Below are 22,273 nucleotides of genomic sequence, written 5' to 3'. Positions count from 1 at the left end.
TGCCGACGGCCCGAACCGCGTCAATTGCCGTCGGGCACAGGGCGGCTTCGCCGTGAGATTGAGACGATTGAGCGTCCGCACATCCAACGGCGCGAAAGACTCTTCATGGCCGATCTCTGCATGATGCCGCCGTGTGCCTGAACCCACGACCCGCGCGTCGCGCAGACGACCGTAGCCCAGCCACTTCTGCCGCTCACACCAATGCCGTATGAACGCCAGCTTCGGGACCTGGAACGGTCATCGGCGCAGTATAGCGAGGCGGTTCAAAGCATCGCGCAGTCGATGACACTCCAGGCGTCGAACCATGCGAGGCACCGGGTTTCCACTCATCCTGCAGGCATGGGGCAGGCGCTCCCCGTAGCGACGATCCGGTCAGCACCGGCGCGCAGGAACGCGAGAAGATCGGCGGCACGCAACGGCCGGTTCAACAGGAAGCCCTGCATTTGATCGCAGGCAAGTTTGCGATTCGCCGCGAACTTGCCGTTTCGGACGTCTACTTAATCAATGCCGGCATCGCGATCGGCCGGGCAGGCGTCAAAGCGTCGGATAGCGCAGTCAGCAGAGACGGCTCCTGTTTCGATAGCTCGATGACCGCGGTGGTACTCATCAGGCGTCTTCACGTCGCTCGTTAGCGAACGCCCTGTGGCTGCGCATGCACCCGCTTTGCTGAGTCTCAGCCGCCGTCCGCCTCGGCGACGGTCCGCGTGGTTCGTTGCTCCCAGAACACCACGCGGCGTTGCACAACGCGCACGGTCTGCGCGCCGCTCACGCCGATCACCGCAAGCAGCACGACGCCCGCGAACATCGTCGAGACACTCATGTTCACCGACGACGAACTGATCAGATAACCGAGCCCACGCTGCGACGACAAAAACTCGCCGACCACCGCACCGATAAGCGCGAGCGAAATGCCGATCTGCAAGCCGCTGAAAATCTCGGAGGCGGCCGAGGGCAGCTTCACATGCAGGAACAGAAACGCCCGCGACGCGGAAAATGCGCGGCACGCGTCGAGCAGATCCGGGTCGGCGCGCCGCAGTCCGTTGACCGTATTGATGAACAGCGGGAAAAAACATACCAGCACCACGAGCACGATTTTCGACGCGCTGCCGTAACCGCACCACACGAGGATGATCGGCCCGAGCGCGACTTTCGGCATCGCCTGCAGGCCGGCGAGAAGCGGAAACACGAAGCGCTCGAACATCCGCGACTCGGCCAGCAACGCGCCCAGCAGCACCGCGAGCGCGGAGCCGATCGCATAGCCGGCCAGCGTTTCGACCAGGGTCGCGCCGATGTGCGGCCACAGTGTGCCGTCCGCGAAACCGCTCGCCAGCGCGTCGAATACCTGCTGCGGTGCCGGCAGGATGTAATCGGGAATCGCGAACAGCCGCACCGCGGCCTGCCAGACGGCAATCACCACGAGCAGACTGACGAGCGGATAAACGAAGGCCGGCACCGCGGGTAACACGCGTCGGGCGGTCATTGGAAATGTCCTCTCAGATAACGGCAGGCATCGACGAACGCGGCGCTCGCCATCGTGTCGGCAGTGCGCGGACGCTCGAGCGGCACCGCGAAATCGTCGACGATACGACCCGGCCGCGCCGACATCACCACCACGCGGTCGGCCAGAAACACCGCTTCCGGAATGCTGTGCGTGATGAACAGCACCGACTTGCGCTGAGCCATCCAGATGCGTTGCAGTTCGAGCGTCAGCGCCTCGCGGGTCATCGCATCGAGCGCGGCGAACGGTTCGTCCATCAGCAGCAACCCGGGATCGTGCAGCAGCATCCGCGCGAGCCCGACGCGTTGCTGCATGCCGCCGGAAAGTTCTGCCGGATAGTTGTTCGCGAATGCGGCAAGGCCGACCAGTTCCAGCAAGTCCCGCGCGCGCTGCGTCGCCGGGCCTAAGGCAAGCCGTAGCGTGCGCGCCGGCAAAAGCACGTTGTCGAGCACGGTTTTCCACGGCAGCAGGTTCGGCTTCTGGAACGCGACACCGACGTCGCGGCCAGGCCGGTCGAGCCGCTTGCCGCCAATCGTCGCGCTGCCGCCCGTCGGCGCGATCAGGCCGGCCGCGACTTTCAGCAGCGTCGATTTTCCGCAGCCGGACGGTCCGAGCACGGCCACGAACTCGCCGTCCGCGATGCGCAGGTCGATGTCGCGCAGCGCGTCGATCGCGCCGCTGCGGGTTTGATAGCGCACCGAGATCCGTTCGGCGGCAAACGCAGCGATCGAACTCATGCCGCGCCGCTCGCCGCTTTGACGAATTCGAGCACGCGCGGCCACGACGCTTCGTTTGCGTGCGCATTGGCCGCCGCCATGCCGCCCGCTGTGATCCGCACGCCGGCCACCGGATGCGGGCGCGCGACCAACGTGGTCGGCACGTGCGGGAACAGGATCGAGTGGCCGGCGCCCTCATAGCGCAAATGCTCGACCGGATGCGCGAAGCCGCGCCGTGTCAGGTCGTCGACGATCATGTCGGCGTAACGGGTCGACGGCCAGAAGCCGTCGTCGGTGCCCGAGATCAGCAGGATCGGCGCGGCAATGCGCTCGACCGCGATCCGCGAGCGGGCCACCGCGTCGGCGTCGTCGAGTGCGGACACGAACGCCGGCGCCTGGCGGATCGGCTCGCCGGGCGCCGGTGGATGCCGGAACGCGCTCCAGTCCGCACGACGGTTGTCGTCCCACACGTGCGGCAGCGCGTTGCCGCCGAGTGTCCAGGCGACCGCGTCCGGCGCCTCGCCGACGGCGCCCGCGCGCAGCGTGCCGTGCAGCACCGCGCTCGGTACGTAGCCGATCACCGCCGATACCCGCTCCGGATACGTCGCGCCGAGCAGCAGCGCGAGTTCGCCGCCGCGCGACTGGCCGGCGACCGCCACGAAGCCGTTGCGCGGCCGAACGGTCTGCCGCAACCAGTCGAGCGCCTGCGCGAAGTATTCGAGCGGCGTGCGGGAAATGGCCGGCGGCAGTCCCGGCGCCTTGAAATAGCCAAGCGCCAGCGCCGTGATCCCGTGCGCCGCATACAACGCGGCGCGCGGCTCGTTGATCCCGCCACCGGACCCGTTGAGCACGACGACGGCCGGATGCGGACCGGGCGTCGCGGGCACGAACAGCGTGCCCACCACGCCGTGTTCGCGGATCTCGCGACGCGTCACGCCCTCTGCCACGATCTGCTGCATGAACGACGCCCGCGCGATCGCATCGGGCCCGTCGCGCACCTCGCGTGCTTCGCCGCGTGCTTCGATATCGACGTGCAACGGCGCGATGCCGTCGACGCCGGGCGCCTCCTTCACGCAGCGCATCGACCAGACGATGCCCAGCGCTTGCGCGCCGCTTCCCGCGTAGTCGCCGGACACCGGCGCGGCGGTCCGCAGATCGACGGAGCCGCGCTCGTCCGCGACGAAACGGTTGACGCTCTCCCATTCGCTGCCGTCGTGCTGCCGCTGCCGCGCGGTCACGTCGACTTCGGCGCGCGGCGCAAAACCGGACAGCACGATCGCGCGCGCCACATCGATCAGCGCGACGCGCGGCGTCACCTCGATGCGCGCGCTCATTGCTGCCTCGCACGTTCGCGCAGCGCGGCCGCGTCGAAGCGGCTGAAGTCGGCGACGAACTGGTTCGAGAAAATCTGCTCGACGGGCACGTCGCCCTTCGGGAATTCGCCGACCTTCTGCATTTCCGCCAGATTCGCCCGCACGGCCGGCAGGTTGTAGGCGCCGGGCTGGCGCGGTTTGCCGTCGGCGCCCAGCAGCACGCGGTCGAGCCGGCGCTTGAGCAGTTCGACCGCTTGCTGCAGGTTCTTTGCGTCGTCGCCTTGTGGTTTCGATTCCGGATGTTCGGCCCAGAACGCCTTCACGCAGAACGCCGGATTCGCCTGGCAGACGACCTGCGCCTTGGTGTAAGCGCGGCCGAAGCGTGCGATCAGATCCGGATGCTCGGTGAAGGTATCGCGATGCGCGATAAAACCGTTGCCCGCGGTTTCGTCGAACACGGCCGGGTAGCGGATGCGCCGGATCGGCGTACCCGACAGTTCGAGCATGTCGTCCCAACTGCTGTTGAAATTGAGCGCATCGACAGCACCGGTTTTCAGCGCATGAAAACCCGCGCCCAGCGCGCCGACCGCTACGTAGTCGACGTTGTCGCCGGGTTTGAGGCCGGCTTCGCGCAACGCCGCGCGGCCACCCGGAATCGTGCCCCAGCTCAGCGCGCCCACGCCGATCTTCTTACCCTTCAGATCACCGATCGTTTTCACCGGCGACGACGCGAGCACCGCGAACTCCATCGTGTTGGCCGGCACGCCGTTGTAGAAATAGCGCACGGGTAGCGGCGTGCCGCCGTTCAGATAGCTCGACAGCACCGGCTCCGCGGTCGGATAGCCGAATGTGATGCGCTTGCTCGCCACTTGCGGAATCAGCGCGCCCGCGCCCTGGAACACGATCAGCTTCACGTCGAGCCCTTCTTCCCTAAAGAGCCCGAGTTTGCCGGCGGCAGCGTACGGCGCGCCGTCGTGCACGGCCGGCGGAATCGCGAGACCGACCGTGACCTCGTCGAGCGCGTGCGCGCTGACGGCGTCGAGAAGAAGGAACGAACTGCAAACGAGCTTAAGCAGCGTAGCGTGAAGTGTTCTCATGCGTGGTTTCATTTTTTTATGGACTCCTGCTGACGGATGGATCGGCGGCAACACGTTGCGCCGCGACGCGTTTGAGCGTGGTCCGATCGACCTTGTTGGTCGACGCGAGCGGAATCGTGTCGACCAGCCACACGTGACGCGGATGTTGATACGCAGGCGCGTGCTCGAGCGCAAAGCGCTTGACGTCTTCAGCGGCAAGCGACGCACCCGGTTTCAGCACGACGAACGCGACGGGTTTGGTCCCTTTGATGTCGTCGGCGACAGGCACGACGCAAGCTTGCTGGATCGACGGATGACGTTCGAGCACGGCCTCGACTTCGCCGGGAAAAATGTTCTCGCCGCCCGACACGAACATATCGTCGCGCCGGCCGACGAAAGTGTAGAAGCCGTCGGCGTCGCGTTGAAACACGTCACCGGTTCGGTAGAAGCCGTCCGGCGTGAACGGCCGCGCGAGTTCCGGGCGGTTGTGATAGCCGTTCATCAGGCCGGGGCTGCGGATCTGCAACTCGCCCTCCTCGCCGACCGGCACACCCTGTTCGTCGGCGAGCCGCAGATCGACCAGCGGATGCGCAAAGCCCACCGCGCGCGGCGGCGTCGGCAAACCGCCCGGATGCGGGCCGAACACCACCGGACCGCCTTCGGTCGTCCCATAGGCATTGATGACGCTCGCGTTGGGCAGCAACGCATGGATCTGTTCCAGCAACGCGTCGCTGACCGGCGCCGAGCCCATCCGCACATAGCGCACCGACGACAGATCGGTCTGCGCGAGCAACCCGCGCTCCTGCAGCATCATCGCGATCATCGGCGGTACGGACGTGAGCCACGTGCAGCGCCACGCATCGATCGCCTGGATGTATCGACGCGCGTTGAACTGCGGCAACAACACGGTGCTCGCGCGCGCGGCCAGCGCCAGAAACGCGAGCGCCAGCGCATTCATGTGGAACAGCGGCGCGGCGATCAGCAGGCGCTCGTCGTGCAGCGATTGCGCGGCGAGCCGCGTCTGCACGACCCACAGCTGGCTTCGATGCGACAACACCACGCCCTTCGGACGACCGGTCGAACCCGACGTATACAGAATCAGTGCGGCTTCGTCCGTTGCTGGGACGTGGGCGTCGAACGGCGTATGTGGCTCTGTGTTGCGGTAGCCGGTGAATGCGGAGAACGTGACGGCGTCGTCGGGCAACGGTGTCTGCTGCGGGTAGTCGAATACCACGCGTGGCAGTCCGGGCGGCACGTCCGCCGCGCGCGGCGGATCGCAGAACACGACGCGCGCGCCGCTATCGGCGATCACGTCCGCGATCAGGGCGCGGGGAAACTTGAAATTCACCGGTACGGCGACCAGCCCCGCCCGCATGACGCCGAGCACGGTCGCGATGTATTGCGCGGAATTCGCGGCCAGCACCGCAATGCGCTCGCCGCGCGAAACCGTCGCACTGAGACCGCGCGCGACGGCGTCGGCCATCGCATCGAGTTCGCCGAAGCTGTAGCGAAGCGCCGGCTGCCCTTCCTCCAGGTCGATCAGCGCGAGCGCGTGCGGGTCCTGATCGCGATCGATCAACGCGCCGAGATTGAGCGGAAAAGTCATCGAACGAATTCCAGCAGCGTATCGAAGCGCGGCAGCGCCACCAGCGTGCGGTCTGGTTGCGTCACCGTCGGCAAGCCGGCCGCGGTTGCCCGCTCGCCGATCTCGCGCCATTGCGGCGTGCGAACCGTGATCGCCGCATAGCGCGGCGTGCGCTCGACCACATGCTCCGCGAGCGGAGCGAAGTGCGCGTCGAATTCGCCACGGGTGTGGAACGCCAATTCGAAGCCCGGTGCGAGCGCGCCCAACCGCGCATACGCGTCCGCCGGCGCACCGATCAGATGCAGGCGCTCGAGCGCATACGCGCCGTTCGGATGCGCGCGCCATTCGTCGCGAAACACCAGCTCGGGTGTCAGATGCTGGCAGAAGTACACGCGGCCGCCGGGCAACTGATCCGGCGCGAGCCGAACCGTCGTGAAGCGCGCGTCGCCGAGCGGCGGCACCGGGCGCGAGAAAGTCTGCGGCGGCGTGGCTTCGAGACCGGCATCGCGCAACGCGGCGAAGGTCGCGTCGGGGTCGTCGATACGAAACACCAGACCGTCCGCGCCCAGTGCGCTCGACGCGATTTCCTCGCGAATCGTCTTGCCGTCCGCCGGCAGGCCGATCAGTTCCAGGTAGTGGTCGTCGGGGTCGCCGAACACGATCGCGTGATTCAGCGAGCCGAGCGTGTGATAGCCGCGCGGCGCCAGCGTGAAACCGAGCTGCTCGAACAAACCCTGAGCCGCGTCGGTATCGAAGCGCGTGTTGATGACGAGATGATCGAGCTTCAGCATCAGCTTTTCGCGGACTGCGGCGTCGCGCTCGCCGTGCTTGCCGCGGTTGCCGCGGTTGCCGCGGTTGAATACACGCCGCGGCCGCTCGCGACGAGCTTGCCGTCGAGGTCGTACACATGGGCCTCGGCCGTCGACACCTGCGAGCCGAATTTGATGACCTTGCCCTTCACGCGCAAGTCGCCTGGCAGCGCCGCGCGGTGATAGTCGACGCGCAGATCGATCGTCGGCACGCCGCGGCCGGTCGTCGACACCAGCGCCCAGTCCGCCGCGAGGTCGACGAGCGCAGCAAGAATACCGCCGTGCGTGTAGCGCTTGTCCGGATTCACGACCCACTCTTCGCGCCAGGTCGCGCTCAGTTCAATCTCGCCATCGGCTACCGCGATCACCTTCAGGCCCAGCCATTCATGAAAAGGCGCGCGACGCAGTCGCGCCTCGATCTCGTGCGGCGCCGGCAATGTCGTTTCGTTCATGTTGCTTCCTTCTGATTCGGACAGTGTTCAGGGATTGACTACGACCTTGCCCAGCACTTCGCGGTCGCGAATCAGGCGCAGGCCTTCGGCGGCTTCTTCGAGCGGCAGCACGCGATCGATCCGCGGCTTGAGTTCGCCCCTGGCGATCTGGCCGAGCAACGCGCGCAGGTTGTCGTCGTAGAAGCTGTTCGAGCCGAGCACCTTCAGCTCGAAGCTCCAGATGTAGCGCAAATCCTCGGCGGGCGCGTGGCCCGCGGTTGCTCCGCACACCAGCAGCGTGCCGCCGCGTTTCAGGCATTTCAGCGACGGCACCCACGTGTCGCCGCCGGTGAAATTCACCACCACGTCGACACCGCCTTCATTGCTGCGGCGCTGCGGCTTGCCGTACTGGCCGATCGCCCACTTCGAGAAATCGGTAGTCTTGTAGTTGACGACATGGTCCGCACCCAGCGCCTTGAGTTGCGCGGTTTTCTCGTCGCTGCCGGCGCACGCGATCACTTCCGCGCCGAGTTGCTTCGCGAGCAGCAGCGATGCCGTGCCCACGCCGCCGCTCGCGCCGAGAATCAGCACACGGTCGCCGGCCTTGACCGTGTTGTGCGTGATCAGCATCCGGTGCGCGGTGCCGTAAGCGACCGGCAACGCGCATGCGTCGTCGAAGCTGACTGCGTCGGGCAACGCGATCAGTTGTTCGGCCGACACCGCGCAGTACTGCGCCATCCCGCCGTCGAGCATTTCGCCCATCAGTCCTTTTTCGCGGTTCAGCGGATTCACGAGCACGCGATCGCCGGCCTTCCAGCCGTCCACGCCCGCGCCCACCTGGACGATCTCGCCGGCCATATCGAGGCCGATCACGACCGGCAGCGGCACCTTGATGCCCGGCATGCCCTTGACGGTGAACACGTCGTGATAGTTGAACGAGGAGGCCCGCACGCGAATCACGACGCCGCCGGCCGCCGCGCCCGGCACGGCCTTATCGGTGACGACGCGCAGTTGGTCGAGATCGCCGTGCTCGTTCAGCACGAGCGCTTTCATCGTCGAAGGGATGGGTGATGCCATGATCTGCTCCAATGGGTTCTACTGAATAGTTATTGAATCGATTTCGATGCGATGTACGGGCCGGTGACGAACAGATCGTCGGGCAACTCGCCCTTGATCACACCGCCGTCGACGAAAATCCGATGCTCGCGTTTCAGCGTGTCGAGATCGATCGGCTCGAAGGTCACGCGATTGATGTCCGACCAGCGCGCGGCGTAGGCTTGCGCGTCGTTGGCCGGCAGATTGGCGCTCTTTTGCAGGATCGCCGCCACTTCGCTCTTGTGCGTAGCGCCCCACTGCAAGGCGCTGCGCAAGCCCGCGATCAGTTTCGCAACGTCTTGCGGATGCTTGTCCAGATAGTCGGCGCGGATCGCGCTCACGCCGATATACGGCGTCGCGTCGGACTTCGTCAGCTTCTTCCACTGATCGCCGAAGCTGCCGAGCCGGCGCACTTTCAGCTCCTGCAGTTGCGCGATCGTTACCGAGCGCAGCGCGGCCGCGTCCACCTGCTTCTGCACGAGGAATTGCGCGAGGCGGCTTTCGTTGCCCGGCACGAGCGAGAAGTCGCCGCTTCTGATGCCGTCGTTGCCTTGCAGCACCGCGGTCGCGATGGCCGCGACCGAACTGCCCGCTGGCGACATCCCGACCTTCTTGCCGCGTAGCTCCGCGAGCGTCCTGATCGGCGAATCGTCCGGCACGACGAAATCGACGTCGGCGGGTTGCGTGGCCAGCACGATCTTCAGCGGCACGCCTTCGGCCGCCGTGCTGAAGACCGCCGCGGCCGGCGCGGCGAACGCGAAGTCGATCGCATTCGCGGCGAGCGCGCGGTTCGGCGCGTTCACGTCGGCAAAGCGCACGAACTGGACGTCGAGGCCGCGTTGCTGGAGGAATTTCTGCGCTTCGAGCACCGCGCCGAAGCCGAGGCTCACGCCGCTCGTCCAGTAGCCGACGCGGATTGGCTCCGCCTGCGCGGTCTGTGCAGTCTGCGCGAGCCCGAGTACGGCGCCCACTGCGAGCGCCGCGGACAATACCGCGTGTTTCAGCAAAGGAATACGCTTCATGGTCTATGCCCCGTTATGGTTAAGCTGTTTTTTTCCAGCGGAAGAGCCGCCGTTCGAGCGGTTTGAGCACCCCGGATTCGAGTGCGAGCATCAGCGCGACGAGCGTCACGGTCCACGCGAACACCTGGTCGGTCTGCACGAGGTCCGCCGCCTGACGCAAGCGGTAGCCGATGCCGTTCGACGAGCCGATCGTCTCCGCGACCAGCGACACGCGCCAGCCGAAGCCGAACGCGAGCCGCGCGCCGGCGAAGAAATGCGGCAGGATCGTCGGCAGAAAAATCTTGCGCATGATCTGCGAGGAGGTCATCCGGAAACTGCGCGCCAGTTCGACATGCTGACGATCCACCGTCAGCGCGCCTTGCCAGACGTTGGTCAGGATCAGCGGCATCGCGGTCATGAACACGACGAAGATCGTCGTCGCGTTGGAGATGCCGAACCAGATAATCGCAAACACCGCCCAGATCGCCGACGAAACCGTATTCACGATCGACAGCAACGGCTCGAAAAAACGCGCCGCGCGCGGACTCGAACCCAGCACGATGCCAAGCGGCGCACCGACGATCGCGGCCAGCACAAACCCCGCGAGCACCCGGTACAGCGTGATGCCGAGATCGTCGAAGAAGGTCTCGCTATGTACCAGCGCGATGAACGCGGCCCCGACTTTCGCGGGGCCAGGCAGCACGAATTGCGGCATACGCACCGATGCCAGCCACCAGGCGGCGACGAGCAGCGCAACCAGCACGGCGCGCTGGGCAACGAGTCCGGCAAATGAACGGGACGACAAACCAGACGGCGCAGTGGACATGGCTCAGATCAGCAGACGGAGTTGGCGGATCGCCTCGGCGACGGCGGGATCGGTGACGACGCGCGGCCGCGGCAGATCCACGCCGACGATGTCGCGCACACGGCCCGGCCGCGGCGCGAGTACGACCACGCGGTCCGCCAGCACGACCGCCTCTTCCACGTCATGCGTGACGAACAGCACGGTCATCCGGTGCAGTTCGCGGATACGCAGCAATTCGTGGTGCATCTGCTCGCGCGTCTGCGGATCGAGTTTCGAAAAGGGTTCGTCCATCAGCAGGATGCGCGGCTCGGTGACCAGACTGCGGGCCAGCGCGACGCGGCTGCGCATGCCGCCGGACAGTTGATGCGGATGCGCGTCGCCGAACGCGCCGAGGCCCACCAGTTCGAGTGCGGCAGCGGCGCGCGCGTGGCGTTCGCGCGTCGGCACCGGCGGCTGTTGCGCCTCGAGACCGAACGCCGCGTTCGCATGCGCCGTGCGCCACGGCAGCAGCCGGTCCTCCTGAAACATGTAAGCGAGCGCGTGGCGCTCCCGCGTACCTTCCGCTAGCCGGCCTTCAATCCACAGTTCACCCGCGTCCGGCTCGACGAGACCGGCGACGATGTTCAGCAGCGTGCTCTTGCCGCAACCGGAGGTGCCGAGCAAGGCAACGGTCTCGCCTTGCGCGACGTCGAACGCGATCTGCTGCAACACCGGCAGCGCGCCGTAATGCTTGCTCACGCCGCGCAACGAAATGGCCTGCGAACTCATCGGCGCAACTCCGCCACGCTTAAGACCGGCAGGGAGGCGCCCGCGCTCGAGAGGCTCGCGTAGACTTTCTCCATCGTCATCGCCTGGAAGGTCTCGATATGCCGGCGCGCAATCGTTTCGGCGCGACGGCCGTCGCCGGCCTCGAACGCGTCGATCATCGCGTTATGGTCGTGCTTGATCTCGGGCTTGGTGCCCTGCACGCCGAAGCCGAGCGCGACGAGCCGGGACATTTCGTCCATCAGACCCGCTAGCGCGCGGTGCAGCCGCTCGTTGCCGCTCGCGGCCGCGATGGCGAGGTGGAAGTCGCGATTGGCGTCGAGGAATACATCGATCTGGTCGGAGAGCGCGCGCTCCGGGTACGGCACCCGGCAGGCGGCTTCAAGACGGCGCAGCAGCGCGATGTCGACATGCCCGCATGCGAGCCGCGCCGCCAGCGGTTCAAGTTGCACCCGCAGCGCGAACACCTCTTCGACGTCGCGCAGCGTGACCGGCGCGAGCCGATAGCCCTGACGCGGAATCGAGCGGACGAACCCCTCCTGCACCAGACGCACCAGCGCAATGCGGCAACTGTTCTTGCCGATCGCATAGGTTTCCATCAACTGGCTCTCGCTGACGGTCGAGCCCGGCATGAAGCGGCACGACAGGATATCGCGGCGGATTCGCGCGTAAGCATCGTCGCCGCGCGAGACTGCCGCACGGCTGTCGGCTTCGGTGGGATCTGCTTGTGGGTCTTCGTGGATTATCGACGACGGCATTGGTGAGCTGCTCACGACAGTTGCTTGAAACACTCAAGCGGGTATCGTAGGCGGTCTTTGCCGAATCGCTAACGAACAAAATGCGCTATCGATCTCATGCATTTTGCTAGCGTGGGCCGCCCAGCAGCGAACTCGTGCCTTCGGACGATCAGGTCGCCAGGCGGTCGAATGTGAGCCGCACGCCGATGCGCGACGCGTTGGGAGAGTTCGAGCGTGAGGCGGTAACGTGGTGCCGCGCGTCGAGTGGATGCGGGATGAGCAAATCGCCCTGAGCGTGCACCGTCCCCCTGCACAACGACCGTACACGATGCGCGGGAGATCCGCTGTAACGTCTAACGGGCGACCCGCAATACCTTCGCGATGGCCACCGGATCGTGTTACTGACGCTTTGGGCTTGCCATTGCACATCAAGGTCGTCTGCCTCGCGCCAGCCGCGAGGTTTATTCGACCCTCCGGTAACCCATCATGACCATCTCGTCGCGCCTACGCCGATTCATTCCAGGCCTCGCCCTGCTCACTTTCTCTACGATCGCCGCGGCAGGCGAACAACCAGTGCCGCGTAGCTGGATTGATCCCGATACCGGCCACCGCGTCATTCGACTGACCGACGAGCCCGGATCGGCCAGCCTCTACTTCAACATCAACGCTTTTACGCCGGATGGCAAGCAGATGGTCTATACCACTGCCGATCACGGTATCGGCGTAATCGACCTCGCGACCTTCGCGTCCCGGCCCCTCGTCAAGGGGCCGGTGGGCGGCGGCCCCGGCGCGGTGGTCGTTGGACGCAAGACACCTACGGTCTATTACTTCAAGGGCTCGTCCGACGACCCCCGATATGCGTCGCTCTGGGCGGCTGATATCGACACCGGCAAGCAGCGCAAGATCGCTGAGTTGCCATCCCGCGCCGGCATCTTCTCGATCAATGCCGACGAAAGCCTGGGTGTGGGCAGTTACATCGTCGGAGATGGCGAAGATTTCAATGGCCGTCAGGCCGGCCAGGCCACGCCTGCGAACTGGATCGCCGAGCCATTGAACAAGGAGCAGAAAATGGCCCGGCGTCTGGCCGCACGGCTGCCGATGATCGTGTTCACCGTTGATCTGAAAACCGGCCGCATCAAGCCCATCTTCGCGAGCACGGACTGGATCGATCATCTGCAGTTCTCGCCGACCGATCCAACGCTGCTGATGTATGCCCATCAGGGTGCATGGCAACAGGTCGAAAAGCTGTGGACGATTCGCACCGATGGGTCCGGCAACCGGCACATCGATCCACGCATCATGCAGATGGAGGGCAGCGGCCACCAGTGGTGGGACAACAACGGGAACATCTGGTACGACCTGCACTTTCCCGAGAACGTGGATGCCTTCGTGGCCAGCTACAACGTCGGGAACGGCAAGCGGATCTGGTATCACTACGACCAGCAGCAGTCGTCGATCCATTTCACCCGGTCTGCCGACGGCGCACTGTTTGCGGGTGACGGCAGCACGGCGCCGGGCGCACAATGGATTTATCTGTTCCGCCCGGAACTGATCAAGGACGACCACAGCCTCGGGGAAAACCTGATCCAGCCGGGACGTCTGAGAGCTGAGCGGCTGCTCAACATGTCCAGGCATAACTACCGGCTGGAACCGAACGTGCGCTTCACCCCCGACGGCAAGTATCTGATCTTCCGCTCGAACATGCTCGGACCCGTCTACGTCTTCGCTGTGGAGGTCGCCCGCGCAGTCTCCTCGTCTGGGGCCGAGTAAGTCTCACAGACTCAGCTTTTGCAATGCGGCCCGGGCACCCTCGCGGCATCGGAGTGGCGGCCCGGCTGCCAGGCTCGAGCCACCATGATGGTCAACGGCTCGCTGCGTGACCCACCCGCATGAGTCGGTCATACCGGCGCAGTGTGGCCTCAGAACTGGTACGTGAGCGTGCCGCCGATCGTACGCGGTTCGCCGATCCAGCCGATCACAGAACCATAATCGCTCTCGACCAGACGACGGTAATAGGTCTTGTTGAACAGGTTATTCACCCATACCGAGGCGGTCCAACTGCCGCGATTGAACTTGCCTCCGGTGCCCGCCGAGAGCGCTACGAGCCCGTAGCCCGGAATGCGTGTGAACGCCGAATCGTCGACGGTGCCGAACGCCCACGTGCGATATGAATAGCGGGCGCTGACGAATGACGTCAAGCCACTGAGCGTATGCCACGTATAGCGCGCCGTCGCATTGAAAGTCAGCTTGGGTGCGTTGAACACCTGATGCCCGGTCAGGTCACAGACAGCCGAGGAGCCCCCTGGTCCAAGCGTGACTTCCGGCGGGCAGATCGCCGGGTGATAGTTGAGATAGCGCGCGTCGTTATAAACGGCCGACGTTTGCAGCAGCAAGTGATCATCGGGCGTGTATTGCAGCGAGAACTCAGCGCCTCGCGAGCGGAACGTACCCGCGTTCGTCAGATATGTCGATTGCGTCGACGGGTCATACCCTTGCGTCTGGAAGTCGTTCACGTACGTGAGAAACACGTCAGCCTTCGCGTTCAATGTGCCATCGAACAGCGTGCCCTTGATGCCCAGCTCCGCGCTTTTCGTGCGCTCTGGCCGGATCACGAGTGAGTCCAGGCCTTCCTTCGCGGCCGCGCCCGATGAAACGTTGAGACCGCCCGCCTTCTCGCCGTACGACAGTGCAAGATAGCTGGAGACGTCGCGTGAGATGAGGTACTTGAAGTTCAGCGTCGCCGACGGCAGCGTATTGTATTGAGTCATGTAGCCCGAATCGAACGCGTTTTTGTTGTACCGCACGAACTGGCCGCCCTTCTTGTCATACGTGAGACGCACGCCCGAGGTGATATCGAGGCGAGGCGTCGCGTGAAACGTACCTTGCACGAAACCCGACCACATTTCGTCGTGCAACGTGCCATCGCGAATGACGGTGAGACCTTTATAGATAGTGGAATCGTAGTAGATGTTGGGCAGCGCGCTGTGACCGTAGCGCGTAAAGGCCTGGGTCGACTGGTTCTCACCCATATAGGTCGCGCCGAGCGCGAAATCGAAATACTTGCCGCGCGGCGAATCGAGGCGGAAATCCTGTAACCAGGAGCGGTCGAGAAACTGCGTGCCGCTGTCTGCGTAGATCGGGACGCTCAGGCTGTCGGCGGTGGAAGGAACGTAGCTGAAGTAGCGGTACGAACTTACCGAGCGCAGGTTGTAGCCGTTGTCAAAGCGGTAGTTCGCTTCGGCGGAGGCGCCGCCCTGCACGAGATGGAAGCTGTTTTCGTCGTCCAGTGCGACGGTGTGACCGCTGCCGCCGTACACCACCTCGTTGCCAACCCGCTGCGAATGGGTCAGAAAACTGTTGACGCCGTTGACGGAGTTCGACGAGTACGTCACTGGCGTCGGCGTTCCGTTTTCGTTGTCGTAGTCGGCGCTCAGGCGCACGCTGAACCGGCTGTTGGGCTTGATCAACAACTGGCCCCGCAGCGCGTTGCTCGAGTTTCCGTTGAGCGTGTGCCCGTTGATCACATTTGTGACGTCACCATCCGTGCTGGCGTGCGCGTAGTCGATGCGGCCCGCCACCGTATCCGAAATCGGGCCGGATAACATCGTGTGATTCATTACGGTGCCGCGCTCGGCGATCGACAGACTCTCCGAGCCGGTCAGTTTGAAGCTGGGCAGCGGCGTGTGGACGTCGACCACGCCGCCGGTGGAGTTCGCGCCGAACAACGTACCTTGAGCGCCGCTCAGCACGTCGACGTAATCGACATCTGCGAGCGCGCCGGCAAGCATGCCGGGCCGCGGCAGATAGACATTGTCGAGATAAACCGCCACGCTGCTCGGCATGCCGATGTTTTGCTCGCCGCTCATCTGCCCTCCGCCGTCGCCGATTCCTCGAATGGTGATTTGCGTATCGGACGGATCGGTGGTCTGCACGTTCAGTCCCGGCACGATCTGTTGCAGGTCCGCCAGCGACGTGATGCGCTGCTGCTGCAGCTCCGTGCCCGTCACCCGGTAACTGGAAGTAGGCGCGCGCTGCGGGTCCTCCTTTCTCGCTTGGCGAGTTGCACTCACCGTCACGGTGCCGAGCTCCGTCGTCTTCCCGGCGGTGCCTGCTGACTGGGTCACCGGCCGTTTTGGCCGGTCAGCTTTTGGGCCGCTTCCCTCCGTTGTCGACACGGCAGCCTGCACGCGGCGCACAGTCAGCGCGCGGTTGTCGATTGCCGCGACTTCGAGTCCCGTTCCCTTAAGCGCCTGAGCGATCGCGCCCTGCGCGCTCAGCTGGCCGTCCACCGGCGCAGCAACCAGATTCTCGACGATATGCGGATCGTAGCTGAGCGGCACACCGCTCTGCGCGGCGATGGACAGCAACGTACGGTTGAGCGGCTGCGCCGAAAGATGGAAGGAGTGCGTCGCAGTGCTCTGTGCGAGTGCAACGCCACTGGAGAAAACGAGCGCGGTTGCAAGAGTGCACAACGTTGTGCCGCTTCTGATGGTCGCTCGCGGTGACGCGCCGCATCGCGCGTTTTTGCCTGGTCGTTTCACGGTATCCCTGTCGTTGTACAGTTGCTTTTCAAGTTGATCGACTCGTGGAGCCGCGGCGCCTATGGCCAGTGGCCGGCGCGCGTCTGTCACATGGCGACGGTGGACATGTGCAGCCAGGGTGCGAAAGCGTCAGCGAGCGACGCGTGGACTTGCTGCATTTCACGCGTTTCAGAGCAATCGATTCGTGGAATACGCAGCACAACGAACCTGATAACGATTCGAGAAACGGTGCTTTGGGCGACGCGACGCGCAACTTAGAATTGCCGCTCCCGCATTTGCTCACCTTGCTCAAGACGCGTTGTGCGCAGCGCGTCAAGCCTGAACGTTATGGCGATCCCATCTCAAAGCTTGCGCGCCGATCGCACCGGCAACGCTGATACGCTGATCAGTCCGGCGCTCATGCGCGAACGTTTTCTCAGCGACGAATTCCGCCGCAGCTATGGCTGGCTCACCAGTTGCATGCATCGACTGGTCGGCTCCAGCAGCGACGCCGAAGACCTCGCCGCAAGTGCTTTCACCGAACTTGCAGGGTATCCGGACGTCAGTGCGATTCGTCAGCCTCGCGCGCTGCTGACAACGATCGCGCGACGCCTGACGTTCGAGCACTGGCGGCGCCGCGACATTGAACGCGCTTACCTTGCGCGGCTCGCTCTCGCACCGGAGCCAGTGGCACCGGCACCCGAAGTCGCGCTTGAAGCGGTGCAGGACATCCTGCTGATCGACGCCGCCCTGCAACGCCTGTCCGCTCGCGCTCGCGAGGCGTTCATCCTCAGCCAGTACGAGGACATGAAATATGCGGACATCGCGGCGAGACTCGGTGTCTCGGTCAGCATGGTGCGCAAGTACGTTGCACAGGCACTGGCGCTGTGTTGCGAGGTGTCATGAGCGCGCTTGCCGGGGCCAAGGTGCAAACGGCCGAGCGCACCGCAATCGAATGGGAGGTCCGGCTGCGCGAAGCAGAGCTGAGTCCGCACGAACAGGCCGCCTTCGACACATGGCGCAGCGACGAAGCCAACGCCCGCGCGTGGCAAGCGTTGCAGGCGCGCCTCGCGCGGATGCGCCCTGCGGTGCCGGCTGAACGCGCAGCTGTCGCCGACGCGTTGCGCGTGCCATCCGGGAAACGTCGCAGGCTGCTGCGTGCCGGGTTCGGCGGCATGGTCGCCGTACTCGGCTTCGCCACGGTGCGCGACGGTGTGCACCGGCTCGGGCTCGATGCCGACTGGCGCAGCCCGATCGGTCAGCGTCGCACCGTGCGTCTCACCGACGGCTCGCGCATGACGATGGATGCGGGCAGCCGCGTGTACCGCATAGCCGCGCCGAGCGACCGCGCGCTGCGCGTGTCCGCAGGCCAGGTGCTGGTTGAAATGCCCTCGTCGCGGGCCGGTGCGCCCGGGCGCTTCGAGACCGTACACGGCGTGGTCGAAGCAGACGGCGGTGCGCTTAACGTCGGGCGCATACATCGGCATAGTGTCGTGTCCGTTGGCCGGGGCGAAGCGCGCATTTCCCAGCCTGGCCGCGCGCCCGTCTACGTCGCGGCGGGCGAAAGCGTCGCGTTCACCGAAGCAGGATTAACGAGGTTTGCGCAGCCTTTCGATCTCGTGAGCGCGTGGACACGTGGCATCTTTGTCGCCGACAACCTGCCGTTGCCCGCGCTTGTCGATGTCTTCAATCGCTATGACTCCGGTGTGATCCGTGTGACTGGAGGGGCAAACCAGTTGCGCGTGAGCGGCGTCTTTCTTCTTGGCGATATTCCGCGAGCGCTCACTCAGGTCGCGGACAGCGCCCCCGTCGAGCTGACGCGAATCGGCGACTATGTCAGCGTTTTCAGCTAATTTTTGTTACGGGCACTGACGCTTCTTGAGTCCCGTTGCACATGTCCAATATGAGCCGCGAATGCGGCTTCGTCTGAACAACTTCCCTGCAACGTGACGGATTCCAGGACGTGCGCAACATTCCCATCGCGGCGCTCGCGCTGCTGGCCTGCGCGCCGCTTCAGGCAGCGCAGCATACGATCGTCAAGGACGACTTCTCCTCGTTCGACGCCCGGCGCTGGGTCGTCGAAGCTGAGCCCGCCTCCGCGAACGGTCCTACTGTTTCGGCTGCGCCTCGTGCGTCCGCACCGAGCAGCAAGCCGCCCGTTTATACACAAGCGCATGCGCTGGTGCTCAACGGCACACGCGGTCTGACCGTGTGGCTTCGCCAGCGTCTGAACGGACATTATGAAATCAGCTACACGCGCACAGTGCTCGACCACGGCGACCCCAACGACCGCGTGTCCGACATGAATCAGTTCTGGCTCGCGAGCGCGTCGCACGCGGGACACAGGAAGGATGATCATGCGCCACCGTTCGGCGGTTCGGGCCGCTTTACCGACTACGACTCACTGACGCTGTACTACGTCGGCGTGGGGGGCAACGACAACACGACCACACGTTTTCGTCACTACGACGGCACGCCGTCGCGGCCCCTGCTTGCCGAATACACCGCTCCGCCCTGGCTGCTGCGTGCCAATCACGCATACCGCGTGCGGATCGTCGTCGATGGCAGGGGCACACGTTTCTATCTCGACGGCAAGCCGTGCTTCGCGGCGGCTGGGCCGCTGCCGGACGCAGGCTGGTTTGGCTTCCGCTCGACCGCTTCGCGCCAGACCATTCGCGACTTTGCGATTCGCGCCCTGCCTTAAGCGAAGCGTGCGTCAAGCAACGAGACGATACCTATCAATGTCAATTAATACCTTTACGCCCGCGGGAGCCGCACGATGAGTGCAGCGCTCAGTCATCGTTATGCCGCTGTACGCCGGGCCGCGCAGACACAGAGATCAGCGCAGGCAGTCGCTCATCGTGACGATGAGCAAGCCGCCCAGGCACGCGCCGCCGCTGCGAGCGTTGAGCGTCCGGCTGGCGGCTCAGCCGCGCACCAGGCAGGACGCCAACCGGGCGTATCGCCGCCCGCGCGTCTGGCGACATCTCGAGCGCATCGTACGTTCGCACTGACGGCGATCGCGGTCGTCACGGTGCACGGAGCGCTCTGGTGGCTCGTCCACTCGTGGCAAACGCACGCGCCCGCTCGTCCACCGCAACCGTTGCCGATGACCGTGACGCTTGGCGCCGCTCCGCGTGCGCTGCCACAAGCCGCTCATGTCGAAGCTGCTGCGCAACGACCGTCCGTGGAGCCGCCGCGCGAGGCGAAGCGGCCCGCTCCTGTGCCGGCGCGGCCAGTCGAACACCGGGTGTCCGATCCCAGGCCGACATCGAAGCCTGCGATAACCCAGAGCGAGGCGCCGCCGCAAACTGCGCAGCAGACATCGCCGCCCGCGGGAGAGGCGGCCACTCAGCCGGCCACGCAATCAGCAACGTCAGCGGCATCGCCCGCGCAGCACGCCGACACGCCGCCCACCACTGCGCCGATCGGCGACGCCGCGTACCTCCGCAACCCTGCGCCGGACTATCCACAGATTGCGCAGGATCAGGGATGGCAGGGCCGCGTGCTGCTGCGCGTGCACGTGCTCGCCGACGGATCGCCCGAATCCGTAACGGTGCAGACCGGCTCCGGCCGCCGTGTCCTCGACGAGGCCGCGCGCGATGCCGTGCGCAACTGGCGCTTCGTGCCAGCCAGGCGCGGCGAGCAGGCGGTCGACGGCTGGGTGACGGTGCCGATCGACTTCCGGCTTGCACAGTAAGGCGCCATCTTCCTCCCGCATCGACCACGCTTACGATCCATAAAGGAACACAACATGACCGGTTCATCGACTCAATTCATCGTACAGGGCGCCCTATGGCTGCTCGGAATCTTCTCTGTGATTACGTGGACGCTCATCGTCGTCAAGGCTTTTCAGGCGACGCGCGCGGCAGCCGGCAGCCGACGCTACGGCAGCAGCTTCTGGGCAGCTCCCAGCTTTGCGGCAGCTGCTGCGCTCGACCGTCCGGACAGCCCGCTTGGCAGACTGGCATCGGCGGGCTTCGACGCGCTGGCCGGCGCGGACGATAGCGGCGCGGGAGACCTTGAACACAGCTGGAGCCGTCATGATCTGCTCGAGCGCCATCTGCGCCAGCAGATCCAGACGGAGCGCCGCCGCGCCGAAGCGGGTCTCGCCGTGCTGGCATCGATCGGCAGCACGGCCCCATTCGTCGGTCTGTTTGGGACCGTGTTCGGCATCATCCACGCGCTGGCGGCGATCTCGCATGCGGAGTCGGCAAGCATTGCGGTGGTTGCCGGTCCAATCGGAGAGGCGCTGGTTGCAACTGGCGTTGGCATTGCCGTAGCCGTGCCGGCTGTGCTGGGCTACAACTTTTTCGTGCGCCGCGTGAAAGGCGGCGCCGCAGACCTCGACGCCTTCGCAATCGACTTTGTCACGCTCGCGCAAAAGGCCGGGTTTCGTGTGCCGCGCGCGCAGGCCGCCCTCGCCCACCCGCTCAAGGAGGTACTCGCATAATGGCGTTCTCGTCTTCATCCGACGACGATGACGTGTTGAGTGAAATCAACATCACTCCGCTCGTCGACGTAATGCTCGTTCTGCTGGTCGCGTTCATCGTGACGGCGCCGTTGCTGAATAATGCGTTGCACGTGAAGCTGCCGAAAACGGAATCCACCGCTCCTGCGCCGGCCACCAAAACGGTGATGGTAAGCATTGATGCCCACGGGCAGATCTACGTGGATCGCGAGACTCGCACGCTGGAGCAGCTCGATGCGGCAATGCGCGCGCTCGCCGCGCGAGACCCGAACTCGGGCGTCTCGCTGCAAGCCGACGCGAGCGTGCCTTACGGTACGGTCGCGAAGGCGATGGCAGCGATCGAGCATGCGGGCGTGACAAAGCTTGCCGTTCTTACGGAGAGCGCGGGTGCCTGACAAATCGCTCGACGTCTGCCAACGTGCAATGGGTTGCAGAAAAGCTTCGTTGTTCAGCGATTGACGGCAGCCTGGATTGCAGCGAGCGGCATTGCGAACCACGGCGCGCTGCATTCGGTGCTCGCCGCGCAGCGCGTGCAGGATTCGCGTCGGCCCTGATGTTGCCTGCATCAATCGCGAATCCTTCACCCCTACGAGTCCTTCGGACATACAGCGACCCAGCACTGTCTCGAACACATGCCGCAGTACATCACTATCGCGAAAGCGTCCGTGACCGTCCTTTGAGAACGCCGGGTGTTCTGGAACATCACGGAGCGTTGAGCACGGTGCAAATCAGCTTCTGTGCATGCTCGCCGCGTTGCGCCGACGGGACCGCCGCCCCATACGTTTTTCAGTTTCCCGGAACGGGAAACTATCATCAGGCGGCGCGCCTGGGAGTGTTAGCGCTAACGGCGCTTCTCGTAGTGGTTGCCGTGCGAGCGTTTTTGTAGTGACCGCCCTTATGAAGGCATTGGTTTCGCGATTGCCCGCGCGCTTAACAACGCCGGAGCCAACGTTGTCCTAAACGGTCGCGCCAAACAGAAAGTCGATGCGGGCATTGCGCGCCTTGGGCGCGCGCGGGGCCATGCCTTCGATCTCGCACCGCGGACGGTTGTCATGGCCTGATCGAAGCCGAGGTCGGGCCAGACATCGTCGTAAGCAACCTGGGGATTTTTCAACCGAAAGATTTTTTTGATACCGATGACGATAGCTGGGATCGTCACTGGCAGGCACACGTCATGGCGGGTATGCGACTCGCCCGTGCTTATTTGCCCAGGATGGCAGGAAAGGCGTGGGGTCGTTTCGTCTTCCTTTGACATCGCCCTTCGATCAGCCGGACGCTAGCGCTCGCTACCCTCATTGACCGGAATGGGCCGGCCTGACCGCTGCTCAATTCAATGCGCTTGCTCATCGTGCTTCGACATCGGGCCGATAGATACCGTGTCTGCTATCCATCAGCGATTCCCCGATAGCCGCTACCTCGCCGTCTGACTTGCAGCCGAATGACCCGCTGCA

20 protein-coding genes and 1 pseudogene are annotated in these 22,273 nt (G+C 64.8%); 7 read left to right on the top strand and 14 right to left on the bottom strand.

What is annotated here, in order from left to right:
- Positions 1–673 precede the first annotated feature (673 nt).
- From C8K18_RS03035 to C8K18_RS02980, 12 genes are read right to left on the bottom strand one after another with little or no spacing between them, the layout of a single operon-like run.
- The gene (locus C8K18_RS03035; protein ID WP_107706613.1) at positions 674–1,480 is read right to left on the bottom strand and encodes an ABC transporter permease; all 807 of its coding nucleotides are present in this window, start codon (positions 1,478–1,480) and stop codon (positions 674–676) included.
- Positions 1,477–2,235: an ABC transporter ATP-binding protein gene (locus C8K18_RS03030; RefSeq protein WP_107706808.1), complete on the bottom strand. Its 759-nt coding sequence runs from the start codon at positions 2,233–2,235 to the stop codon at positions 1,477–1,479. The genes C8K18_RS03035 and C8K18_RS03030 overlap by 4 nt, the downstream gene beginning before the upstream one ends.
- The gene (locus C8K18_RS03025; RefSeq protein ID WP_107706612.1) at positions 2,232–3,548 is read right to left on the bottom strand and encodes an acyl-CoA thioester hydrolase/BAAT C-terminal domain-containing protein; all 1,317 of its coding nucleotides are present in this window, start codon (positions 3,546–3,548) and stop codon (positions 2,232–2,234) included. Before C8K18_RS03025 ends, C8K18_RS03030 begins: the two co-directional genes overlap by 4 nt.
- Entirely contained in the window at positions 3,545–4,624 is a 1,080-nt protein-coding gene (locus C8K18_RS03020) for an ABC transporter substrate-binding protein (protein WP_107706611.1), read from the bottom strand. Before C8K18_RS03020 ends, C8K18_RS03025 begins: the two co-directional genes overlap by 4 nt.
- Positions 4,625–4,640: 16 nt before the next feature.
- Positions 4,641–6,209, bottom strand: a complete 1,569-nt coding sequence (locus C8K18_RS03015; protein WP_107706610.1) for a class I adenylate-forming enzyme family protein — start codon at positions 6,207–6,209, stop codon at positions 4,641–4,643.
- Entirely contained in the window at positions 6,206–6,979 is a 774-nt protein-coding gene (locus C8K18_RS03010; RefSeq protein ID WP_107706609.1) for a VOC family protein, read from the bottom strand. The genes C8K18_RS03015 and C8K18_RS03010 overlap by 4 nt, the downstream gene beginning before the upstream one ends.
- Positions 6,979–7,449 (bottom strand): PaaI family thioesterase, encoded by a 471-nt coding sequence (locus C8K18_RS03005; protein WP_107706608.1) that lies wholly within the window; start codon positions 7,447–7,449, stop codon positions 6,979–6,981. The genes C8K18_RS03010 and C8K18_RS03005 overlap by 1 nt, the downstream gene beginning before the upstream one ends.
- A 27-nt stretch (positions 7,450–7,476) precedes the next feature.
- Positions 7,477–8,481 (bottom strand): zinc-binding dehydrogenase, encoded by a 1,005-nt coding sequence (locus C8K18_RS03000; protein WP_181324813.1) that lies wholly within the window; start codon positions 8,479–8,481, stop codon positions 7,477–7,479.
- Positions 8,482–8,534: 53 nt separating this feature from the next.
- Positions 8,535–9,545 carry an ABC transporter substrate-binding protein gene (locus C8K18_RS02995; RefSeq protein WP_107706607.1) on the bottom strand — a complete coding sequence of 337 codons (1,011 nt, stop codon included), beginning with the start codon at positions 9,543–9,545 and terminating at the stop codon, positions 8,535–8,537.
- Positions 9,546–9,564: 19 nt separating this feature from the next.
- Entirely contained in the window at positions 9,565–10,350 is a 786-nt protein-coding gene (locus C8K18_RS02990) for an ABC transporter permease (protein WP_107706606.1), read from the bottom strand.
- Between the two features lie 3 nt (positions 10,351–10,353).
- Positions 10,354–11,097, bottom strand: a complete 744-nt coding sequence (locus C8K18_RS02985; protein WP_107706605.1) for an ABC transporter ATP-binding protein — start codon at positions 11,095–11,097, stop codon at positions 10,354–10,356.
- Positions 11,094–11,867, bottom strand: coding sequence for a GntR family transcriptional regulator (locus C8K18_RS02980; RefSeq protein WP_258196049.1), 774 nt, complete (start codon positions 11,865–11,867; stop codon positions 11,094–11,096). The genes C8K18_RS02985 and C8K18_RS02980 overlap by 4 nt, the downstream gene beginning before the upstream one ends.
- 450 nt (positions 11,868–12,317) lie before the next feature.
- On the opposite strand from C8K18_RS02980, the gene C8K18_RS02975 reads away from it, so the two are divergent.
- Positions 12,318–13,601, top strand: a complete 1,284-nt coding sequence (locus C8K18_RS02975) for an oligogalacturonate lyase family protein (RefSeq protein WP_107706603.1) — start codon at positions 12,318–12,320, stop codon at positions 13,599–13,601.
- Positions 13,602–13,750: 149 nt separating this feature from the next.
- Here the strand turns inward: C8K18_RS02975 and C8K18_RS02970 are convergent, their stop codons facing one another.
- The gene (locus C8K18_RS02970; protein WP_132384533.1) at positions 13,751–16,303 is read right to left on the bottom strand and encodes a TonB-dependent receptor; all 2,553 of its coding nucleotides are present in this window, start codon (positions 16,301–16,303) and stop codon (positions 13,751–13,753) included.
- A gap of 396 nt (positions 16,304–16,699) precedes the next feature.
- On the opposite strand from C8K18_RS02970, the gene C8K18_RS02960 reads away from it, so the two are divergent.
- The 6 genes from C8K18_RS02960 (at position 16,700) to C8K18_RS02930 (ending at position 21,217) form a co-directional block, all read left to right on the top strand.
- On the top strand, positions 16,700–17,257 hold the full coding sequence (locus C8K18_RS02960) for a sigma-70 family RNA polymerase sigma factor (RefSeq protein ID WP_244230934.1): 558 nt from the start codon (positions 16,700–16,702) through the stop codon (positions 17,255–17,257).
- Complete coding sequence (locus tag C8K18_RS02955) at positions 17,254–18,204, top strand: FecR domain-containing protein (RefSeq protein ID WP_107706600.1); 951 nt, start codon at positions 17,254–17,256, stop codon at positions 18,202–18,204. Before C8K18_RS02960 ends, C8K18_RS02955 begins: the two co-directional genes overlap by 4 nt.
- Positions 18,205–18,314: 110 nt before the next feature.
- A complete protein-coding gene (locus tag C8K18_RS02950) occupies positions 18,315–19,055 on the top strand; it encodes a DUF6250 domain-containing protein (protein ID WP_107706599.1) in 741 nt (246 codons plus the stop codon).
- Positions 19,056–19,601: 546 nt separating this feature from the next.
- Positions 19,602–20,051 (top strand): energy transducer TonB, encoded by a 450-nt coding sequence (locus C8K18_RS02940; protein ID WP_244230935.1) that lies wholly within the window; start codon positions 19,602–19,604, stop codon positions 20,049–20,051.
- Between the two features lie 54 nt (positions 20,052–20,105).
- A complete protein-coding gene (locus C8K18_RS02935) occupies positions 20,106–20,804 on the top strand; it encodes a MotA/TolQ/ExbB proton channel family protein (protein ID WP_107706596.1) in 699 nt (232 codons plus the stop codon).
- Positions 20,804–21,217 (top strand): biopolymer transporter ExbD, encoded by a 414-nt coding sequence (locus C8K18_RS02930; protein WP_107706595.1) that lies wholly within the window; start codon positions 20,804–20,806, stop codon positions 21,215–21,217. Before C8K18_RS02935 ends, C8K18_RS02930 begins: the two co-directional genes overlap by 1 nt.
- A gap of 133 nt (positions 21,218–21,350) precedes the next feature.
- On the opposite strand, the pseudogene C8K18_RS33560 reads toward C8K18_RS02930, so the two are convergent.
- Positions 21,351–21,526: pseudogene (locus tag C8K18_RS33560) on the bottom strand (IS5/IS1182 family transposase); the annotation flags it as partial.
- Between the last annotated feature and the right edge of the window lie 747 nt (positions 21,527–22,273).

Origin of the sequence: Paraburkholderia sp. GV068 (genome assembly GCF_003058125.1) — a bacterium.
GTDB lineage: Bacteria > Pseudomonadota > Gammaproteobacteria > Burkholderiales > Burkholderiaceae > Paraburkholderia > Paraburkholderia graminis.
The sequence above is the reverse complement of the archived record's forward strand: the minus strand, read 5'-3'. Positions and strand labels throughout refer to the sequence as shown.